The 18,188-nt window shown below is 42.4% G+C and carries 19 protein-coding genes and 3 pseudogenes; 1 reads left to right on the forward strand and 21 read right to left on the reverse strand.

Features of this window, described 5'->3' with window-relative positions:
* Positions 1–115 precede the first annotated feature (115 nt).
* Positions 116–672, reverse strand: a pseudogene (locus A0765_RS10730) (transposase); the annotation flags it as partial.
* A 185-nt stretch (positions 673–857) separates the two neighbouring features.
* Complete coding sequence (locus A0765_RS01975; protein WP_239665865.1) at positions 858–1,196, reverse strand: restriction endonuclease subunit R; 339 nt, start codon at positions 1,194–1,196, stop codon at positions 858–860.
* On the opposite strand from A0765_RS01975, the pseudogene A0765_RS10555 reads away from it, so the two are divergent.
* Positions 1,114–1,329, forward strand: a pseudogene (locus tag A0765_RS10555) (tyrosine-type recombinase/integrase); the annotation flags it as partial. The gene A0765_RS01975 and the pseudogene A0765_RS10555 overlap by 83 nt on opposite strands.
* A gap of 157 nt (positions 1,330–1,486) precedes the next feature.
* Here the strand turns inward: A0765_RS10555 and A0765_RS01980 are convergent.
* From A0765_RS01980 to udk, 19 genes and pseudogenes are all read right to left on the reverse strand, one after another.
* Positions 1,487–2,467 (reverse strand): DUF1002 domain-containing protein, encoded by a 981-nt coding sequence (locus tag A0765_RS01980; RefSeq protein ID WP_062004404.1) that lies wholly within the window; start codon positions 2,465–2,467, stop codon positions 1,487–1,489.
* 169 nt (positions 2,468–2,636) lie between these two features.
* Positions 2,637–3,488 carry an alpha/beta hydrolase gene (locus A0765_RS01985; RefSeq protein WP_062004405.1) on the reverse strand — a complete coding sequence of 284 codons (852 nt, stop codon included), beginning with the start codon at positions 3,486–3,488 and terminating at the stop codon, positions 2,637–2,639.
* A 180-nt stretch (positions 3,489–3,668) separates the two neighbouring features.
* Complete coding sequence (locus tag A0765_RS01990; protein ID WP_048763880.1) at positions 3,669–4,250, reverse strand: GrpB family protein; 582 nt, start codon at positions 4,248–4,250, stop codon at positions 3,669–3,671.
* Between the two features lie 74 nt (positions 4,251–4,324).
* Entirely contained in the window at positions 4,325–5,062 is a 738-nt protein-coding gene (locus A0765_RS01995; protein WP_048763882.1) for a DUF3307 domain-containing protein, read from the reverse strand.
* Positions 5,059–5,724 carry a SatD family protein gene (locus A0765_RS02000; protein WP_062004406.1) on the reverse strand — a complete coding sequence of 222 codons (666 nt, stop codon included), beginning with the start codon at positions 5,722–5,724 and terminating at the stop codon, positions 5,059–5,061. The genes A0765_RS01995 and A0765_RS02000 overlap by 4 nt, the downstream gene beginning before the upstream one ends.
* Positions 5,725–5,820: 96 nt before the next feature.
* Positions 5,821–6,138, reverse strand: coding sequence for a TfoX/Sxy family protein (locus tag A0765_RS02005; protein WP_048763885.1), 318 nt, complete (start codon positions 6,136–6,138; stop codon positions 5,821–5,823).
* Positions 6,139–6,275: 137 nt separating this feature from the next.
* A complete protein-coding gene (locus A0765_RS02010) occupies positions 6,276–7,796 on the reverse strand; it encodes an ABC transporter permease/substrate-binding protein (RefSeq protein WP_048763887.1) in 1,521 nt (506 codons plus the stop codon).
* Positions 7,789–8,517 (reverse strand): ATP-binding cassette domain-containing protein, encoded by a 729-nt coding sequence (locus A0765_RS02015; protein ID WP_062004407.1) that lies wholly within the window; start codon positions 8,515–8,517, stop codon positions 7,789–7,791. The genes A0765_RS02010 and A0765_RS02015 overlap by 8 nt, the downstream gene beginning before the upstream one ends.
* Positions 8,514–9,476: a zinc-binding dehydrogenase gene (locus A0765_RS02020; RefSeq protein ID WP_062004408.1), complete on the reverse strand. Its 963-nt coding sequence runs from the start codon at positions 9,474–9,476 to the stop codon at positions 8,514–8,516. Before A0765_RS02020 ends, A0765_RS02015 begins: the two co-directional genes overlap by 4 nt.
* A gap of 68 nt (positions 9,477–9,544) precedes the next feature.
* Positions 9,545–9,871, reverse strand: a pseudogene (locus A0765_RS02025) (nuclear transport factor 2 family protein); the annotation flags it as partial.
* Between the two features lie 3 nt (positions 9,872–9,874).
* Complete coding sequence (locus A0765_RS02030; RefSeq protein WP_062004409.1) at positions 9,875–10,318, reverse strand: MarR family winged helix-turn-helix transcriptional regulator; 444 nt, start codon at positions 10,316–10,318, stop codon at positions 9,875–9,877.
* Positions 10,319–10,509: 191 nt separating this feature from the next.
* Positions 10,510–11,289 (reverse strand): L-threonylcarbamoyladenylate synthase, encoded by a 780-nt coding sequence (locus tag A0765_RS02035; protein ID WP_062004410.1) that lies wholly within the window; start codon positions 11,287–11,289, stop codon positions 10,510–10,512.
* Between the two features lie 99 nt (positions 11,290–11,388).
* A complete protein-coding gene (gene leuD, locus A0765_RS02040; protein WP_005590289.1) occupies positions 11,389–11,979 on the reverse strand; it encodes a 3-isopropylmalate dehydratase small subunit in 591 nt (196 codons plus the stop codon).
* Between the two features lie 14 nt (positions 11,980–11,993).
* Positions 11,994–13,376, reverse strand: coding sequence for a 3-isopropylmalate dehydratase large subunit (leuC, locus tag A0765_RS02045; RefSeq protein WP_015604912.1), 1,383 nt, complete (start codon positions 13,374–13,376; stop codon positions 11,994–11,996).
* A gap of 1 nt (position 13,377) precedes the next feature.
* Positions 13,378–13,644 carry a DUF1294 domain-containing protein gene (locus A0765_RS02050; RefSeq protein ID WP_062004411.1) on the reverse strand — a complete coding sequence of 89 codons (267 nt, stop codon included), beginning with the start codon at positions 13,642–13,644 and terminating at the stop codon, positions 13,378–13,380.
* Positions 13,641–14,678 carry a 3-isopropylmalate dehydrogenase gene (gene leuB, locus A0765_RS02055; RefSeq protein ID WP_062004412.1) on the reverse strand — a complete coding sequence of 346 codons (1,038 nt, stop codon included), beginning with the start codon at positions 14,676–14,678 and terminating at the stop codon, positions 13,641–13,643. The genes A0765_RS02050 and leuB overlap by 4 nt, the downstream gene beginning before the upstream one ends.
* A gap of 12 nt (positions 14,679–14,690) precedes the next feature.
* Positions 14,691–16,259 (reverse strand): 2-isopropylmalate synthase, encoded by a 1,569-nt coding sequence (locus tag A0765_RS02060; protein WP_062004430.1) that lies wholly within the window; start codon positions 16,257–16,259, stop codon positions 14,691–14,693.
* Positions 16,260–16,827: 568 nt separating this feature from the next.
* Entirely contained in the window at positions 16,828–17,496 is a 669-nt protein-coding gene (locus A0765_RS02065) for a YoaK family protein (RefSeq protein WP_062004413.1), read from the reverse strand.
* Positions 17,497–17,536: 40 nt separating this feature from the next.
* Positions 17,537–18,172, reverse strand: a complete 636-nt coding sequence (udk, locus tag A0765_RS02070; protein ID WP_005591973.1) for a uridine kinase — start codon at positions 18,170–18,172, stop codon at positions 17,537–17,539.
* Positions 18,173–18,188: the final 16 nt, after the last annotated feature.

An 18,188-nucleotide genomic window follows, 5' to 3' on the forward strand; every position in this document is an offset into this window, starting at 1 on the left:
TATAAGCAAATATAATTCGCTCAATTCTCAACTACAATCCTGTTAATCATCTAGTTGGTGACTAAATAACAACAAAAATAGTAGAAAGGTCTGCTAATCGCGTTTCAATGATTCATCTCATAACCAAGAGTTCCAACAATTGTCTTGTATAACTCCTCCCATATTTTGACGTAATGGGGTCCAAAGATAGTAACCTTGCTGTTTTAAATGATTTCTGAGTTCATAACTAAGATAACCTAAATATGCTAATACCGTTAAGAACAATTTTCTAGTAAGTCATCAACGGCCCTAATATTATCAGCTGAGCTACGTATCACAATATAATTCAGACTATAGCCTGATAGAGTGACTTATATATACTTTAAATCCATAGAACCAAATGTGCTTAGAGAAATTACAACCAATGATGGCTAGTTCATTAAAATCATATGATATATGATTACGAACAGGTTGACAAAGTGATTAAGGAAAACTATCGATGATGACAGTGCTATTTTGAGAAATATGAGTTTTTATTCCTTTCCATATGATTTGAACTTACCAAATTTATTGTCTTGACCATAGATTATATCGACTTCTCTCAAGGAGACACACTAAAGGAAAGAGTTTATATATCCGATATAAATAATTTTGTGATTTAATACCTAGTTCATCCTGTAAAATAAGTAGTAATTAATTACTCTGTTTACAAGCAAGTGTTAATTGTTTGAAGCAACTTATCAACAACTAAACGAATCTATAATGATATAAATAGAGATAAGGTATTATAAAAGATATAAAATCCTTCATCATTTTGTTAAATTTGAAATATATACATTTTAAAAATAGCTCAAGATAAATCTGGACCTCTTTTCTTTTTATTTATACTTCATCTTCACTTCCTGCATCCAATTTGGAAGGACTTTGTTTAGCTCCATATTAAGTTTGAGCTTGCTTCCAGAAAATTCACTCGTTGCCTTAGTTGTGTCAAGTGTTTTTACGAGATCTTCCCTGAATGGAATTTCTTCTGGCTTTTTCAAGTCATAAGATTTAAGTGATTTAGTAAGTAGTTGATTATCTAATCCCCACTCTGTCGCAAATTCTTTTACAAGATTCATTTGTCTGTTTTCCTGCCATGCATCACTGTTAATTAATGAATTAAATGTTTCTGTACTTATTCTATCAAAACGTTTAGGACACTCTTCTCCTGAAATCACCTTGAAACACTACTCACATCTATGGGATGGCGCTGATGAAGTTATCAGTAATGAAATGGTAGGAATTATTAATGTTTCTTTCCCATCTTCTAGCTTAGTACATTTCAATGGGAACCAATCAATTTCAAAATAACATTCCCACCAAAAACCCCACCAAAGAATTACTAACTCCTTAAAAAGCCTATTAGATAGAGATTTCCAAGGAGTCTGCAACCGTTGAGTGGGAATAAGAAATATGAAAAACCAGCTAGATTCTAGCTGGTTTTTTAGTTATATTTTTAAAGACAGTCTTATTGACCTAGCAGGCCCTTAAAGAAATTAACGATTGCATTCCAGATATTGCTAAAGAAATTACCGCCATCTTCAAGAAGTCCGTTTGCATCAAAGTTAAGGTTGATATTATTGAAGGTATCACCAGCCTTTGAGACAATGCTGTTTTTCAGGTCGGTGAGCGTCTTTGTGAAATCAGAATTTGTGATGACTCCGCTATTTGAAAGATTGACTGCAAAGTTAATAATCAGATTGATTTGGTCAGCTGTGATTGAACTACTGAGACCGTAGTTCTTCAGTGTTTCTTCAACGATTTTACGGACATCAGCTTCTGTCAAGTTGCTGCTATTCTTTTTAGCATTGGCAACAGCTGTTTTTATATCTGTCAAAGCCACATTCAATTTATCAGCATCGTAACCTTCCTTGCCCTGGTTCTCGGCGTTGATATTTGAAAGTGCGGATAATTCTTCCTGAGCCAGATCTTTATTTTCTTGAGGAACGCTCGCTCCATTTTCCTCCAGTGAGTAATAGATACCAGCCAGGGCGCTTTCTCCAGTTACAGGGATAGGTGCTGCTACTGTGATTTCTGCATGCTGTACGCCCAAGGTGACTGCCGCATTGCGATACATATCCTCTGTAACCTTGGTGATGTTTTGCGGCGTAACAATCTTAACTTGAAGTGGCTTCTTGTTGCCCAACTTCTTAATCTTAACAGAAGAATATAGCTGCAAACTAGGATCATTTGCCACATTCATAATTTTTGAATAGACATCAGGTGTCATTGTTTTCAAAGGTTTAGAATCGCTCGATGCATTGTAGCCTAAGAGCTGAAGCGTTTGCTCTTTTTGACTATCATCCAAGGAATAGCCCAAGACATACTCAGGCTGAACATAGGTTTCGTCAATGACTTTTTGAACGTTTGTGTCAGCAGTTACTGTGGATACGGTAAAGAGCGTAGCTAGAAAAGCTCCTGCCGTTAGTAATGTTTTCTTAAATTTCATTTTACTCCTCAATCTATCTCTAAACAATAAGGTTTTAGAGAAGTTTCGATTATAATCAGCGGATTGCGCTGTCATACTAAATTAGGAAAGGAAAACTTTCCATAGAACAAAATAGTATAAAATGCTTAAAGTTTTCTTATAGACAAAGAATAGCCTTCATTTCTTAAAATTATTTGCCCCAAAGAAAGTCAATCAATAATCTATCGACTTCTGGATTTTCATGCAGCTGGCTATGCTGGGCCAGAGGGCCAGTCACTCGTTTTTCCTGATAGGACTTGGCATTGTCAATTACAAGATACTTGAGACTGCGAGAAGAAACGTTTAAGACGGAACCATCTGATTGATTTTTAAAATCTCCATAGATATTGAGAACATCCACTTGATCTTGCGGATAAATTTCGCGCAAGCCTAGAAGTTTTTGATAGCTATCACTCATGGCGCTAGGTTCCCCTGTTTTGGAATTTAGAATGGTCAAATTAGCCGGCAAATCCATGCCCTCCAAACCATTGACATGATTGGCGATATTTACCTGCTTTTGTAGTTGTGGAAGTTCTTCATTTTGAGCGTGCTCCAATAGGTAAAATAAAATAGACATATTTCCCATAGAATGTGCAACAAAATTCATCTTTTTAAAGCCATATCTTGCTTGCAACTCTCTGACAACTGCTGCCGCATACTCTCCATCCTGAGCATAGTTGGCATTTCGATTGTCTTTGAACTCAACCATAACAATTGGATTGATAGCATCTTTTGTTATCTCTCCTTTCAAGCTTACTTGAGCATGACTATCAACTGTAGCTGTGATAATTGTTTGAGTAACTCCAGCTTGTCTGGCTGCTTCTACCATATGCTTTTCAGCATTGGCACTCGATCCATAACCGTGGAAAAATAGGGTCGGAGTCCTTGACTGAATATAGTCACTACTATTTAACTCTCTTGTTTGCAGCTTGGACACTAGAAATAAAGTGACAAGAGCAATAAACAGAAAAGTTGAGAGTGCTATGATAGACCGTTTACTCATTTTCCACCTCCTATCTTGTATGGATCGTATTATAACATTTCTAATAGCCTTAAACAACTAAAGAAGACAGTGTTCTATTTAAAAAGAATTCAAAGGAACCTAATTTGTATTAAATCGGATATGTTTTGTTTTTATTCGTATTAACTTGAATAAAAAATCATCGCACCGAGAACTATCATGTTATTCAATTTTATCGTCATACCTTCTCTTATAAAGCTTTTTAGCTTTTTGCGTGTACCGTCTGATGAAGTCAGTTTTAGCTTCTGTGTAAGCATCACGATTGTACTCATACTTTTTCCATAAGATTAATTTTAACTGCTCGTAGTCTTTAGCGACAGCTGGATGATCTTTCAGATAGTCTCGGAAATAGAGTTCATCATGGTCTCCATAGTAGCGCAAATGCAAGTGAAAAATACGCTCCGCAAAACCTTGCAGTGTATAGCCCTTGTTAAAAGACATGCGACCTTCTGACTCTGACATAAGCAGGTAGCCATGCTCTAGCAATTCTCTCTTGATGCTCCCCATATCTTCACTTCGAGGAACTTCTAAAAGAAGGTCTATAATCGGCTTAGCCCATATCCCCTCAATAGATGTGGAACCAATATGATACATTTCATACAACTGATTTGCTGGCAAAAAACTTTGTATTCTTCTGCTTTCCTCCTGATACCAAGCTGCCCAGTTCTTATTGTGCTCCTCTAAGAAAATCGGGAACAACTGCCATAATTCTTCTAAAGACATATCTTCTAGGGCTTTTGCCATGTGACTTCTCCTTACCTTGTATCAAATGAGAATTAGAGTAAAGACTGGGAATCCTATCCTAGCCTCAGTTTTTATTACCAATAAAGCAAGCCATAAGTCAGTAAAACGCTGATCATGCTAAAAAGTGAACCGATCAGATAGTATTCTGCAAAGGACTGGCTTTCCGAGATCTTATTATAGCGGGCAATAGATTTAGCTGTAAAAACTAACCCAATGGCAGTAAACTGCCCGAAAATAAGGGAAAGTCCCATAATCAAGCGCTCCAAAATCCCAATCATTGCACCAGCCCCCGCAATAGTCTCTCCGCTGTCTTCTCCTGCCTGATACTTGCTGAAGAAGAGTTTAAAGAGGATATTAATCGGCTTACCAGTAAGGGCGAAGAAAAAGAGAGCTTGCAGCATGAGATAACGATCAGACAGCCAATTAGGTGCTGAATTTTGCTGCTGCCCTAAAAGAAAATAAAGAGCAAAAATACTAATTAAATGCAAGATCTGATCCAGTATAAAGGCAAACTTTTGAGCATGATGCTGGACAATCAAAGAATTCAGCTTATATTTCAAGAGGTCAATAAGCGCATGACTGAGCCAGACCAAGGCGAAATATAGCAGATACTTAGGTAAAATTATCCCTAAGAGCAACAAGGGCAAGAGAACAATTCCCAAGTGGAGAATCAAAAAATGCAACCGCCGGCTTTTGAGGTCGGCCATTTTCTGACTTTGAAGCTGAAAATCAGCTAGTACATGAGCCAGCAAAGTCAGTACAAGAATCGGATTCTGCATGAAAAATTCTGAAAATCCCATAAAATTTGTCATTGTTCAGCCTCCTTTGCTGCCTGTAGAATCATTCTCATAGCTAAACGGCGATTTCTCAGATAGATCTTCAGACCAGACGACTTGAGCCGCTTACTAAGCGCACTGGGACTAATCTGCAGCAGCTCTGCTATTTCCCCATGAGAAAAATTCTCGTCATAGATATATTCCATGAGCATCCGCTCGAGCACCTCTCTCTGGCTAGCATTCCACTTGCTCTGGATAAAGGACGCAGCCGCCAGCACCGTATTGACCGCCTGACTGAGCTCTTCATCTCCTAAGGATACAGCTATGCGACTGCTTCCATAATCATTTTTTTCGTGGACTGCGTTAATAGCTGCGCGTGCCCTCCAGTAGGCTGGACCGTCCGAGCCAATACTTTGCTCTCGATTGATATCCGTCACAATCTCACCCAGACCAAGACCAAAGCGAATCGGGTGAGGAAAGCCTAAGGCAATCTGATCAATGAGCCGCATGATCTCAGGATTAGGCCGCAGCAAAGCCTGAAACTCGTCTCCAGTCGTTACTGTAAAAGGCGACACCAGATAATCCCGATAATCCTGGTTCAAGACTGCCATCAATTCCTGCAACTCTTGCTGCGCCTGCTTGCGGTTTTTTAGCTGTTTGGATTCGATCAAATCTCCAATAAGAGCAATATAAAGCATAGCTGACCAAACCTCCTTTAAGTCCATTATAAAGGAAAATTTTAAAAATGTCTATTACAACGGAAAGTTTTAGAAATATCCATTAGAACAGAAAGACTATTTATTCTTTTTAGCTGCTGGTAAGGCAGGATAGGCAGCTTCAATCAGATTACAGAGAAAGGCAGCATCTTCTACTTCTTCTATATGAAGCATTGGCTTTGCACCTGGATAAGGGAGTTCATAGACTAGATTCTCTAAGAGAGTCAGAGCAGGCTGGACTGGCTTGAGCAGCAAGCGATTGTCATAAATCCCGCCAAATAAGCGACCTCGATAATAGAGCAAATATTCCCCCATCATCTTGCGAAAGCTGATTTCTTGGCCTAAGCCTTGCAGCTGCTTCAGGATAAAATCCAAATATTCTTGGCTAGACGCCATCGGAACACCTCTATTCATTGATACTTTATTATATCAAAAATGGATGAAGATTGCTGATGTATCTTCTTCAATCTGCAGTCTATCTATTCTAAAATAAGTAAAAAAGCTAGACCTTATAAGTCTAACTCTTTTACTTCTTATTTTTTTAAAAGCCCTTCCTTGACCAGAAAGTCACGCGCGACGTCTTCTGCTTTCTTGCCTTCAATGCCAACTTGATAATTCATCTGGCTCATCTGGCTTTCTGTAATTTTACCAGCCAGCTTATTGAGAATACCTTCCAATTCAGGGTGTTTTTCTAGCAGTTCAGCCTTCAGGAGAGGTGCCCCTTGATAAGGAGGGAAAAGATGTTTATCGTCTTCTAAAATCTGAAGTTGATAGCGCTCAATTTCAGGGTCAGTTGAGTAGACTTCCATAATCTGGATATCGCCTGATTGAATCGCATCATAGCGAAGGGCTGGCTCCATAGTTGACACATTGAGATTGAGTCCATAGACAGACTGCAAGCCCTTATTCCCATCTTCACGGTCGTTAAATTCCAAGGTAAACCCTGCCTTAAGCTTATCTTGGACTGCTTTAAGATCAGAGATGGTTTTAAGATTGTATTCTTTAGCAACACTCTTAGGTACTGCAATGGCATAGGTATTTTGATAAGCCATGTGATTGAGCAAGACTAGATTGTCCTGTTTTCTGATTCCATCACGCGCTGCTTTAAAGACTTCTTCAGCATCATTGCTGACCTTTGGAGCAGGTTGCAAGAGAGTTCCAGTAATCGTACCAGTAAACTCAGGATAGATATCAATATCACCTTTTTTCAGTGCTTGATAAAGGAAGTCGGTTTTACCAAAGTTTGGTTTGACCGTCACAGTCATATCCGTATTTTCCTCGATGAGGAGTTTATACATATTCATGAGGATTTCTGGTTCTGGACCTAATTTCCCAGCAATAACCAGATGATCCTTGCTTTGTTTTGGTAGCAAGCTTGGCGTGTAAGAAGCGCCTAGTCCGAGGATTAAGACCGCAAAAGCTGTAAATACCGTCCGAAGCTTAGCCTTTTCCATCCATTTAAGGAGACTGTTGAAAAGAATTGCCAAAACTGCAGATGAAATTGCTCCAATCAAGATCAGACTGGCATTGCGACGGTCAATTCCTAGAAGGATAAAAGAACCTAGCCCACCAGCTCCGACAAGGGCTGCCAGAGTCGCTGTTCCGATAATCATTACCGTTGCCGTCCGAACTCCTGACACGATGACGGGCATAGCTAGAGGCAGTTCAAACTTCTTGAGTCGCTCCCACTTAGTCATCCCAAAGGCGATTCCAGCTTCTTCTAAACTAGGATCAATCCCATTCAAAGCCGTGACAGTATTTTCTAAAATCGGGAAAATAGCGTAGATCACCAGGGCAGTCAGTGCCGGCAGTGTACCAATCCCCATGAGGGGGATAAAGAGCCCCAGCAAAGCCATTGAAGGAATGGTTTGAAAAATTCCTGCAATTTGTAGCACCCAATTGGCTGCTTTTTTGTGACTATTGAGATAGATAGCGAGTGGAATGGTCAGGAAGATGGCCACTAGTAAGGTCAAAAGAGATAGCTGGAGATGTTGCCCTAAAGCTGCCAACCATTCGCCAAAGCGCTCTTGAAAGGTAGAAATTAAATTAGCCATGTTGAACACCTCCAAATAAATCTGCTACGAAGCTGGTTGCAGGTGCAGATAAGATTTCCTCAGGTGTCGCCACTTGACGAATCTCCCCGTCCTGCAGAACGGCAATCCGATTCCCCAACTTTAAAGCCTCGTCCGTATCATGGGTGACAAAAATGGTAGTCATCCCAAATTCATTGTGCAATTCTCTGGTCAAAGTTTGTAGTTGTTTTCTCGAAATGGCATCCAAGGCCGAAAAAGGTTCATCCATGAGGAGAATCTTAGGTTGACCAATCATGGCCCGGACAATGCCCACCCGTTGCTGTTCTCCACCAGATAATTCACTAGGAAGTCGATGTCCATACTCAGCTACTGGTAAACCAACCTTAGCCAAAAGCTCTTCTGTTTTCTGAGCAATCTCTTCCTTAGTCCACCCCTTCATTTCAGGAATGAGAGCAATATTTTCAGCCACAGTTAGATTGGGAAAGAGGGCAATCGCCTGTAAAACATAACCAGTAGAAAGACGCAGCTCACGCTCATCATAGTCCTTAATCCGCTTCCCATCCATGTAAACATCGCCATCTGTAGGTTCCAAGAGGCGGTTGATCATCTTGAGCATGGTTGTCTTACCAGACCCAGAAGGACCCACTAAAACCATGAACTCTCCATTCTCAATCCTTAAATTGACATCTCTCAAGACATCCTTTTCAGTATAGCGTAGCGCTACATTTTTATATTCAATCATTCTTTCTCCTCATTTTTTACGATAACCTTGCCAAAAGACTGGCTACTTTCCAGATAAGCATGCGCATCCTGGATTTGCTCAATAGAAAATACTTTTTCAGGTCGTACGTCTACCTGATAACGCTCCACAAAGTCCACTAAAGCTTGTAGCTTGTCTTGAGACACATTGCCAGAAGCAAAGGTAGTCAAGTAGAGATTGCGGTAAAGCATTTCAATAGGGTCGAAGTCTGGAATAGTCCACTGACCGCCCAGCAAGCCACAAGAACAGATCATACCACCATCTGCCGTACGAGCAAATGTATCAAGAATAGCACTCGGACCGACAAGATCTAAGACCTTATCAAACTGCTCTTCCGTTTGCAAGACGCCATCCTTATCCAAAATCACCTGGTCAAATCCTACTTCCTTTAGTTGCTCTTCCTTGCCCAGACTACGGCTACTTCCAGCTAGATAGACATTTGGAAATTGCCCTTTGAGAAGTTTTGCAAAAGCAATCCCAACACCACTAGTCGCCGCCCGAACCAGAACTCGGTCTCCCTCCTCAATCTTGAGATTGATATAAGAGCCAAATGCTGTGTAGTAGGTTTCAGGCAGTGCAATTAAACTTTCCAAAGCAAGCTCTGTCCTCACAGGATAAACCTGTTCATCTGGTAGCAAAACATACTCAGCATAACCACCATCAAAAGCACGCCCCATTTCTCCCATGATGGAAATGATTTGCTGCCCGACCTGCAAATCGGGACGATTGGTCTCCTCTACAAGTCCCACACATTCAATTCCTAAAATCCGTGGAAATTGAACGGAGAGCGATAGTCCTTGACGAGTAAAGATCTCGCTATGGTTGATTCCAAATCCTTGTACCTTGACCAAGGTCCAACCTTCTTTAACAGTCGGTTTTGGAACTTCCACAACCTGCAGAACTTCTGGTCCTCCGGCTTCCTTAACAAGCACAGCTTTCATCTTAGTATCTCCTTTTAAAACTTCCCTCGATTGGTCAAGTCTTCTACCTTAGGCATGACTTCTTTATTGTCCCAATGCTCCACAATCAAGCCATTCTCATCCGCACGGAAAGTATCTGTCGTCACCCATTGCGCTTCCCCGCCATTGAGATATTGGTGAACATGGACAAAGACCAGATTGCCGTCTTCAATAGTGCGAACAATCTTCATCTCACGCTCTGGATAACGCTCAAAGAAATTTGCAAAAAAAGCCGCAAAACCTTCTTTCCCATCTGGCACACCTGTCGAATGTTGAATATAGGTATCCCCTACAGACTGAGCTTGGGCCTCGGCAACACGCCCATCTTGAATGGCATGAATATATAGATTTTGTGCATTTTCAACTTGTTTTGACATGATTTATTCCTCATTTGCTTTCTCTTTCAGATTGGCTAAAATGCGTTCCTGATAATTTTCAAACTGGCGAATTTCATCTTCTGAGAAACCTTTGTAAAAAATCGCATCCAACTTTTGACTAACACGATGCCCAACTTCTTTCTGAGACCAACCTTGCTCCGTCAACTTGATATATTTTTTTCGCTTGTCTGAACCACACTGACTAAAGGTTACCAAATCTTGCTCTTCCAACTTTTTCAGCATAGTCGTAAGCGTATTATTGGCAAGTCCTGTCGCCAGCGCAATATCTGTCGCCGTCGCACAGCCTGTCTCGCTATTCCATAAAACGGTGAGAATCTTGCCCTGTTCACTGCGATAAAGTGCTTCAGGATCTTGATTCAGTAACTTTTGAAAAATCCGCCCATTCAACAAACGAATATGATGGGCAACTAAATGACTGTCTTTCATACTCCCTCCAGTTTATTTCTATATCGAATTGTTTTTATTTATTGTAACACTAGATATAACATCTGTCAAGAATTTTGTTCTATTTAGAAATAATTTTAAACTGAATAAAGATTTTAAACTAAAAATTCCAAATAAAAAACTCAGTGTAAAGAGGAAATCTCCCTCTCCTACACTGAGCTTATTTTTTTATCTTAGTAATATTCACCCTGACGGTAATCCCATGAGTTGAAAGTATCGGACAGGTGCATCATGATTTTGTCGATGTCCAAGCCTTTGCGGATGACCACTGGTGCTGGTGAGACGGAACGTTGCCCACCTTGTTCTGGAATCAGTTTTCCACCCTTGTCCACCATGGAGACCATAACACCTTGCTCGTAGCGAGTTTCAATGGTCTTGTCTGGCTGGATAGAGGCTACATAGTCATCTGCTTCAATGACGAGGTCAACAGCGTTTTCGATGCGCTCGCCAATTCCTTCGACCTTGCCGCGGTTTCCTTTACCGGATGGGTTTGCTGAGGATGCATAAACCATCTTGCCTTCTTCCCAAAGCTTAGCTGCCAGCTGCTCGCCCGCCTTACCAAACTTAATAACAAAACAGCTCGTGCCACGAACATCTGTCATCAGCTCTTCCCGACCGTCGCCATAGGCTTTAAGCTTTTCAAAAGCTTCTGGCTTCCATGGAAGGATACAGCCCAAGAGGATGTCTTCATCCCAATGCTTTTGATAAAAAGCTTCAATTTCCGGATTGAGTTGTGCTAAAGCACGAAGCTCATCCATACTGCCACAGAGGACAACACCTGGCTTATTACGGTTACGAGCCTTAGCTTCGAACTTACGCTCCAAGCCAGCTTTATCGCTAGTCATAATGATGTAACCCACCTTGGTCGGGCAAACGATACAGCCGCCATCGCCTTTCAGGATGTCATAACCTTCTTGTGAAAGAGTTCCGTTCCATTGAATGTGTTTTGTCATAAGTTTCTTCCTTTTCTATTAAATTAAGATTTATTTTACCATATATTTTTATCGTAGACAAGATGTTTTCAGAATTTTCTCAATATATCGAAAATAATTTTATTGCCAATAAGAGGGACGATTTTTTTCATATTCTGCAATCAAATCCTCATACTGCAGGGTAATACCGATGTCATCCAGACCGTTGAGGAGCTTGTGCTTCCATTCTCCATCGATGTCAAAGGAGAATTCTCCCACCGGTGAAAAAATCTTCTGCTGCTCCAAATCCACCGTCACTTCATCCGTCGGCTTCAGATTAGCCAAAGCTTGCCGGACTTCGAGCGGCTGAACGATAGGCAACATTCCGTTATTCAGCTCGTTATTGTAATGAATATCCCCGAAAGATCCGGCAATAACTACCTTAAAGCCATAGTCAGCCAAGGCCCAGGCAGCGTGCTCCCGAGAGGAACCCGCACCGAAATTATCCCCTGAAATCAGAATAGTCGCCTTGCGGTACTCTGGTCTATTAAAGACGAAATCCGGATCTTCAGTATATCGATTGTCCAGATAGCGCCACGCGTACATGAGATACTTACCAAAGCCTTTTTTATCAATCAACTTGAGAAACTGCTTGGGCAAAATTTGGTCTGTATCGATATTATCGTTCATGAGGGGGACTGTTGTCCCCGTGTAGATTGTAAATTTTTCCATAAAACTTCCTTACCTTACTGGACCTCCGGTAGTTGGCGGACGTCTACGAAGTGCCCGGCAATGGCTGCCGCTGCTGCCATGGCAGGACTGCAAAGATGGGTTTTAGCGCCAAATCCCTGACGATCCTCAAAGTTCCGATTGCTGGTTGAGGCACAGTGAACTCCGTCTGGCACCTTATCTGGATTCATTCCTAGGCACATGGAACAGCCTGGATCGCGCCACTCAAAGCCTGCATCCATGAAAATTTTATCCAGTCCCATCTTTTCAGCAGCCCGCTTGACCGGACGAGAGCCTGGTACGACGATAGCAGTCAGATTGGGAGCAATGTGCTTACCAGCGACGAACTTAGCTGCCAGCTGCAAATCGCTGAGTCTGGCATTGGTACAGGATCCGATAAAGATATAACCTAGGTCAATATCTTCTGCTTTCTTACCCGGTGAGAGGTCCATGTAATTGTAAGCCCGCTCGTCGTTCATGTCACGGATTTCAGGGAAAGCCGCTCCGAACTCTACTCCCATAGAAGGATTGGTTCCCCAAGTCACCATAGGTGCCAACTGGGAAACATCCATCTCAATGACCTTATCATAGACAGCATCAGGATCACTGACCAGAGTCTTCCAATCAGCTACTGCTGCCTCAAAATCCTTGGGAGCGCCCGGCCGCCCTTTAACGTAATCATAAGTCTTCTGGTCAGGATTCATAATGCCCATCTTTGAGCCAAACTCTATGGACATATTGCAGATGGTCATGCGCTCTTCCATGGTCAAATGATCAATCGCATCACCGGCATATTCGACCACATAGCCAACACCGGCAGCTACACCGTATTTGGCAATCAAAGCGAGGATGAAGTCCTTGGAATAAACACCTTTAGGTGGCACACCGGTAAATTTGACCAGCATTTTCTTAGGCTTGACCTGCCAAATGGTCTGCGTTGCAAAGACGTGCTCTACCTCTGAAGTACCGATTCCAAAAGCAATAGCTCCAAAAGCTCCGTGAGTGGCCGTGTGACTGTCACCGCAGACGATAAATTTCCCTGGCTGCGTCTTGCCCGTTTCGGGTCCAACCATATGAACAATCCCCTGCAGTTCCGATCCGTGAGCCGCATGCTCGATGCCAAAATCCTTGACATTCTCAGAAAGCTTATCAATCTGAGCCTTGGAAATCACATCCCGAATATCATAGATATTGACCGTAGGAACATTATGGTCAAAGGTTCCAAAGGTCAAGTCCGGCCGTCTAACTTTGCGCCCTGCATCTCGAAGGCCTTGAAAAGCCTGAGGGCTGGTTACTTCATGAATATAATGCTGATCCACATACATAAGCTGGGGTTGACCTTCTTGGCCTGTTATTACGTGTCTTTCCCAAATCTTATCAAAAATTGATTTTCCAGCCATACTAGCTTCTCCATATGTAATACAAAATTCCAATTTCCACTATTATTCCGCCAATCCAAGCCAACCAGAAATACCATTTTCTGGTCTTGTGATGAAAGAGGCGACCGCCTAATAAAGCGCCCAAACCTCCGGCTGCCAAAGATGACAACAGCAAGGTTTTCTCTGGAATGCGGTAGTGATTTCTCTTAGCCTTTCGCTTATCCCAGCCATAAAGCAGGAAAACGACAAGGTTCCATAGCAGGCAAATACCCGTTAATATCCATTTCATAAGTTCTTAATAATTGCCTCCGTCATTTGAGCTGTTCCTGCCTGACCGCGAAGATCTCGGGTTAAAATCCCTTGAGCCAAAGTCTTCTCAACCGCTGCTTCAATCGCCTCTGCAGCTTCAAGCTCTGCAAAACTATCCCGTAGCATCATAGCTACAGAAAGGATCATACTGATAGGGTTGGCAATGCCTTGCCCCGCAATATCAGGAGCAGAACCATGAATGGGTTCATAAAGACTTGGCCCAGCAGCCGAATGACTGGCCGATGGCATAACTCCCAGCGTCCCTGATAGGACACTGGACTCGTCGGATAGAATATCTCCAAAAAGATTTTCCGTTACCACAACATCAAACTTAGCAGGATTGGTAATCATGAGCATCGCAGCGCTGTCCACCAGTTGGTGCTCCAAGGTCACATCTGGATAATCCTTGGCTACTTCATCTGCTACTCTACGCCAGAGTTTGGATGTCGCTAGCACATTTTGCTTGTCAATACTGGTCACGCGCTTTCTGCGACCACGCGCAATATCAAAGGCCTTACGGACAATCCGCTCCACCTCTTCATAGCTGTAATCATTAATATCCCTAGCAGATTTGTCCTCCAAAATATGCTCGCCAAAGTAAATCCCACCAGTCAGCTCGCGCACGACCACGAAATCCACACCAGCAATTCTTTCAGCTTTCAAAGGCGACAAATGCTTAAGAGCATCAAAAATCTTAACTGGACGGATATTTGCATAGAGTTCAAGCTCCTTACGCAGAGCGAGCAAACCTTGCTCCGGACGAACCGGTGCATCATCATACTGGGGACTGCCGATAGCTGCAAGGAGAATAGCATCCGCCTCCTTAGCCGCTTCTAGAGTTGACTGAGGCAGAGGATGACCTTCCGCATCAATACCAGCACCCCCAAAAGCTTTCTCCGTGATATGATAAGTAAAACCGAACTTGTCCGCAACAGCAGCCAGCACTTGGAGACCAGCTTCCATAATTTCTGGGCCGATACCGTCACCCGCTAGAGCTACAATTTCTTTTGTCATAGTCGCTTCCTTCTAATTATTTGCAGGCAGATCGTGGTAGGATACCTGATGGCCGATTTCACCCGCATTTTCCTTTTGCACAAAGGTGTTGGCATGGATATAGGCAATGGCGCTAGCCTTAAGAACATCAAAGTCAATACCAGAGGAGTTGAAAATGGTATCTGTGTCCGTATTTTCAACAGCTACCAAGACGCGAGCCTGGGAGTCGATACCATCCGTTACTGCCTCTATGTTATAAGACAAAAGCTGAACAGACTGGTTAAAGAATTGGTCAATGGCATTAAAAATGGCTTCGACGCTTCCCTTACCTTCCGCCACACAGCTAACCGTCTCACCATCGCCATTAACCAGCTGCACATCTGCTGTGATGGTATGATCGTCATTGGTCGTCAGCTGCAGATCATTAAAGTGGAAGCCTTCTGGATTTTCAACTGTCGTCCCAGCAATCAGAGCCCGAATGTCAGCATCTGTAACTTCATTTTTCTTATCAGCCAAGACCTTAAACTTAGCAAAGAGCTCATTAATTTCAGATTCTTCAAAGTCCAGAGACAGCTCTTTGAGCTTTTCAACAAAGGCGTGGCGACCAGACAGCTTGCCAAGCGGAAGTGAATTGCTCTTGACACCAACCAGCTCAGGTGTGATGATTTCATAGGTCAGTGGATTCTTAAGGACACCATCCTGATGGATACCAGACTCATGAGAGAAGGCGTTTCCACCAACGACTGCCTTGTTCTTAGGCACCGGAATGCCTGAGAAACGAGATACTAGCTCAGAAGTGTTGATGGTTTCATTGAGGACGATATCTGTCTCGACCTGATAATAGTCCTTGCGAATTTCCAAGGCAACTGCTACTTCTTCCAGCGCTACATTCCCAGCCCGCTCACCGATTCCATTGATAGTCCCCTGAACACGACCAGCACCGTGCTTGATAGCCGTCAAAGTATTAGCCGTTGCCATACCAAGGTCATCATGACAATGAACACCAAATACCACCTTATGATCAGAAGTCACATTTGCCACTAGGTAGTCGAAAATATTTGCAAACTCTTCCGGAGTAGTAAAGCCGACTGTATCTGGAATATTGATATAAGTCGCACCTGCATCAACCGCTGTTTGTACCACCTGAAAAAGGAAATCCAGCTCTGTTCGCGTCGCATCCTCGGGTGAAAACTCGACTATATCGAACTTGGAGCGCGCGTAGGAGACATGCTCTTTCACAGTTTCTAAAATCTCTTCCTTGGACTTTTTCAGCTTGAACTCTCGGTGAATGGGACTGGTCGCAATGAAGACATGAATCTGTGGATGCTTGGCATCCTTGAGCGCTTCATAGCAGGCATCAATATCAGACTTGACCGAACGCGCCAGACCAGTAACAGAAGCTTTTGTGATGACTTTAGCAATCTCCTGCACCGCCGCAAAAGAATCTGGACTCGCAGCAGGAAAACCAGCTTCAATGACTGAAATACCCCACTTCTCTAACTGCTTGGCAATAGCCACTTTCTCCTTGATAGAGAAATTCACTCCTGGTGTCTGCTCACCATCCCGGAGGCTGGTATCAAAAAACTCAACTTTGCGTGTCATAGACAACTCCTTTTCTAAGATACATAGACCAATTAGGCAAAAATCTTCCCCAACTTCTAGGTCGTGTTCAATGACTGAGATGGTATGAGATAAATTGATTTCAGAAAAATCAAAATATACTCCCACTCCTGTTGCTCCTTTAGAATCCATTTCTTACCCATAGGAGCTTGAGGTAAGATAGGTGAAATAAAAAACATCTCGCTGGAAGCCAAGCGAGATGTTGATTTACTCCCGCTTGGTAAGCCAAACAGGACTAATGCTTTCGCACTAGCCCGAGTAACGCAACAACAAAGCAAAGTTTGAATATTGAGTTGACTTCATGTTTGACTGACTCCTTTTGAAATGTTATTGATTAGTATTTTAGCACAGTATCATTCAGCTGTCAACAGATAATTCGATATTTTCTGAAAATTTTTAATATGCTGGATTATTTTGTGGCCTTATTACTATAAATGCGAAAAAGAAAAAGAAGCAGGCCAGCTCCTTCTTCTAGTATTATATTATTTCTCATTTCTCTTCTTTTTATAATTTACTAATCAGGCTTCTTCATTCCTAAGCCGCCTCGTCTTTATCTTCGTACATACTGAACCAAGCGGAACATCATGAAGGTAAATAGAATTCCTGCAACGATCCAAATGGTTCGCAAGGCGTAAAATTGGAGCAGGTAGGTAGAAATAATGGCTCCGATGACAAAGCTTCCTAACAAAGCAACAAAGAAAATGCCCTCTTTCAAGTATGGTTTTTCCTGAGTTCGCACAAAATTTCCAAAAGCCACCATCGTTTTCTTGATATTTCCTGTCATAAAGGAATTATTGTAGACTATGCCATCTACTTCGCCAAAAGCTGTCGCAACGACTCCCATACAGAAAGCAATCGGAGGAACAATCAGCATATTTGGCACGGTACTTGGCATAAAGCCTACCAGAGTACAGATGAGCACCATTGGAGAAATGCTACTTACTCGCCATATTGACTGCTCAAAAAAGGGGCGGAAAACGGTTATCAGAAAGATCCCCAGCATAAAAGCCAGCATGGTAGCCAGTTTCACTTCAATCTCTCCAGTCTTGTGATGAATCAGCTCAACGGACAAAAAGACGACGTTTCCTGTCTGGCCCGCAACCAATGTACCCCCGCGTTCCATAAAAGTGTAAGCATCCACAAAACCTGCGCAAAAGGTCAACAAACAGGCAAAAAACTTTGATCGAGAATGGAATTCTCTTTTGACGAACTTTCTCATAATTTACCCAAAAAGTCCAGTGTAACACCAGACTTCCTTTCTATCCTTCTCTAGCTTCCTCCAAAATCTTTTCAATCTTGGTGGTAATCAAATCAATCGCAACTTTATTAGAAGCGCCCTCTGGAATGATGACATCCGCATAGCGCTTGGTCGGCTCGATAAACTGATGGTACATAGGCTTGACGACACCCAGATACTGCTCAATGACACTATCCAAACTGCGTCCACGTTCTTCCATGTCCCTCTTAATCCGACGAATAATCCGCACATCATCATCAGTATCAACGAAAATCTTGATGTCCATCAAATCGCGGAGGCGTTGATCTTCCAAGACCAAAATCCCCTCTACAATGAAGACATCCTGCGGTTCCTGGCGATAGGTTTTATTACTGCGCGTGTGCTCCGTATAGTCATAGGTCGGGATGTCCACTGGACGGCCAGCCAAAAGCTCCTTGATCTGCTCAATCATGAGATCTGTATCAAAAGCAAAAGGATGGTCATAGTTGGTTTTGACCCGCTCCTCAAAGGTCAAATGAGACTGATCCTTGTAGTAAGAATCATGCTCAATCATGGAAATCTTTTCATTAGGAAAATGATCTAAAATAGCCCGAGATACACTGGTTTTTCCCCCACCAGATCCACCTGTAACACCAATAATAATAGGTCTGTTTTGCATTGTTTTCTCCATTACT

This window comes from Streptococcus cristatus (assembly GCF_001588905.1).
Classification (GTDB): Bacteria; Bacillota; Bacilli; order Lactobacillales; family Streptococcaceae; genus Streptococcus; species Streptococcus cristatus_N.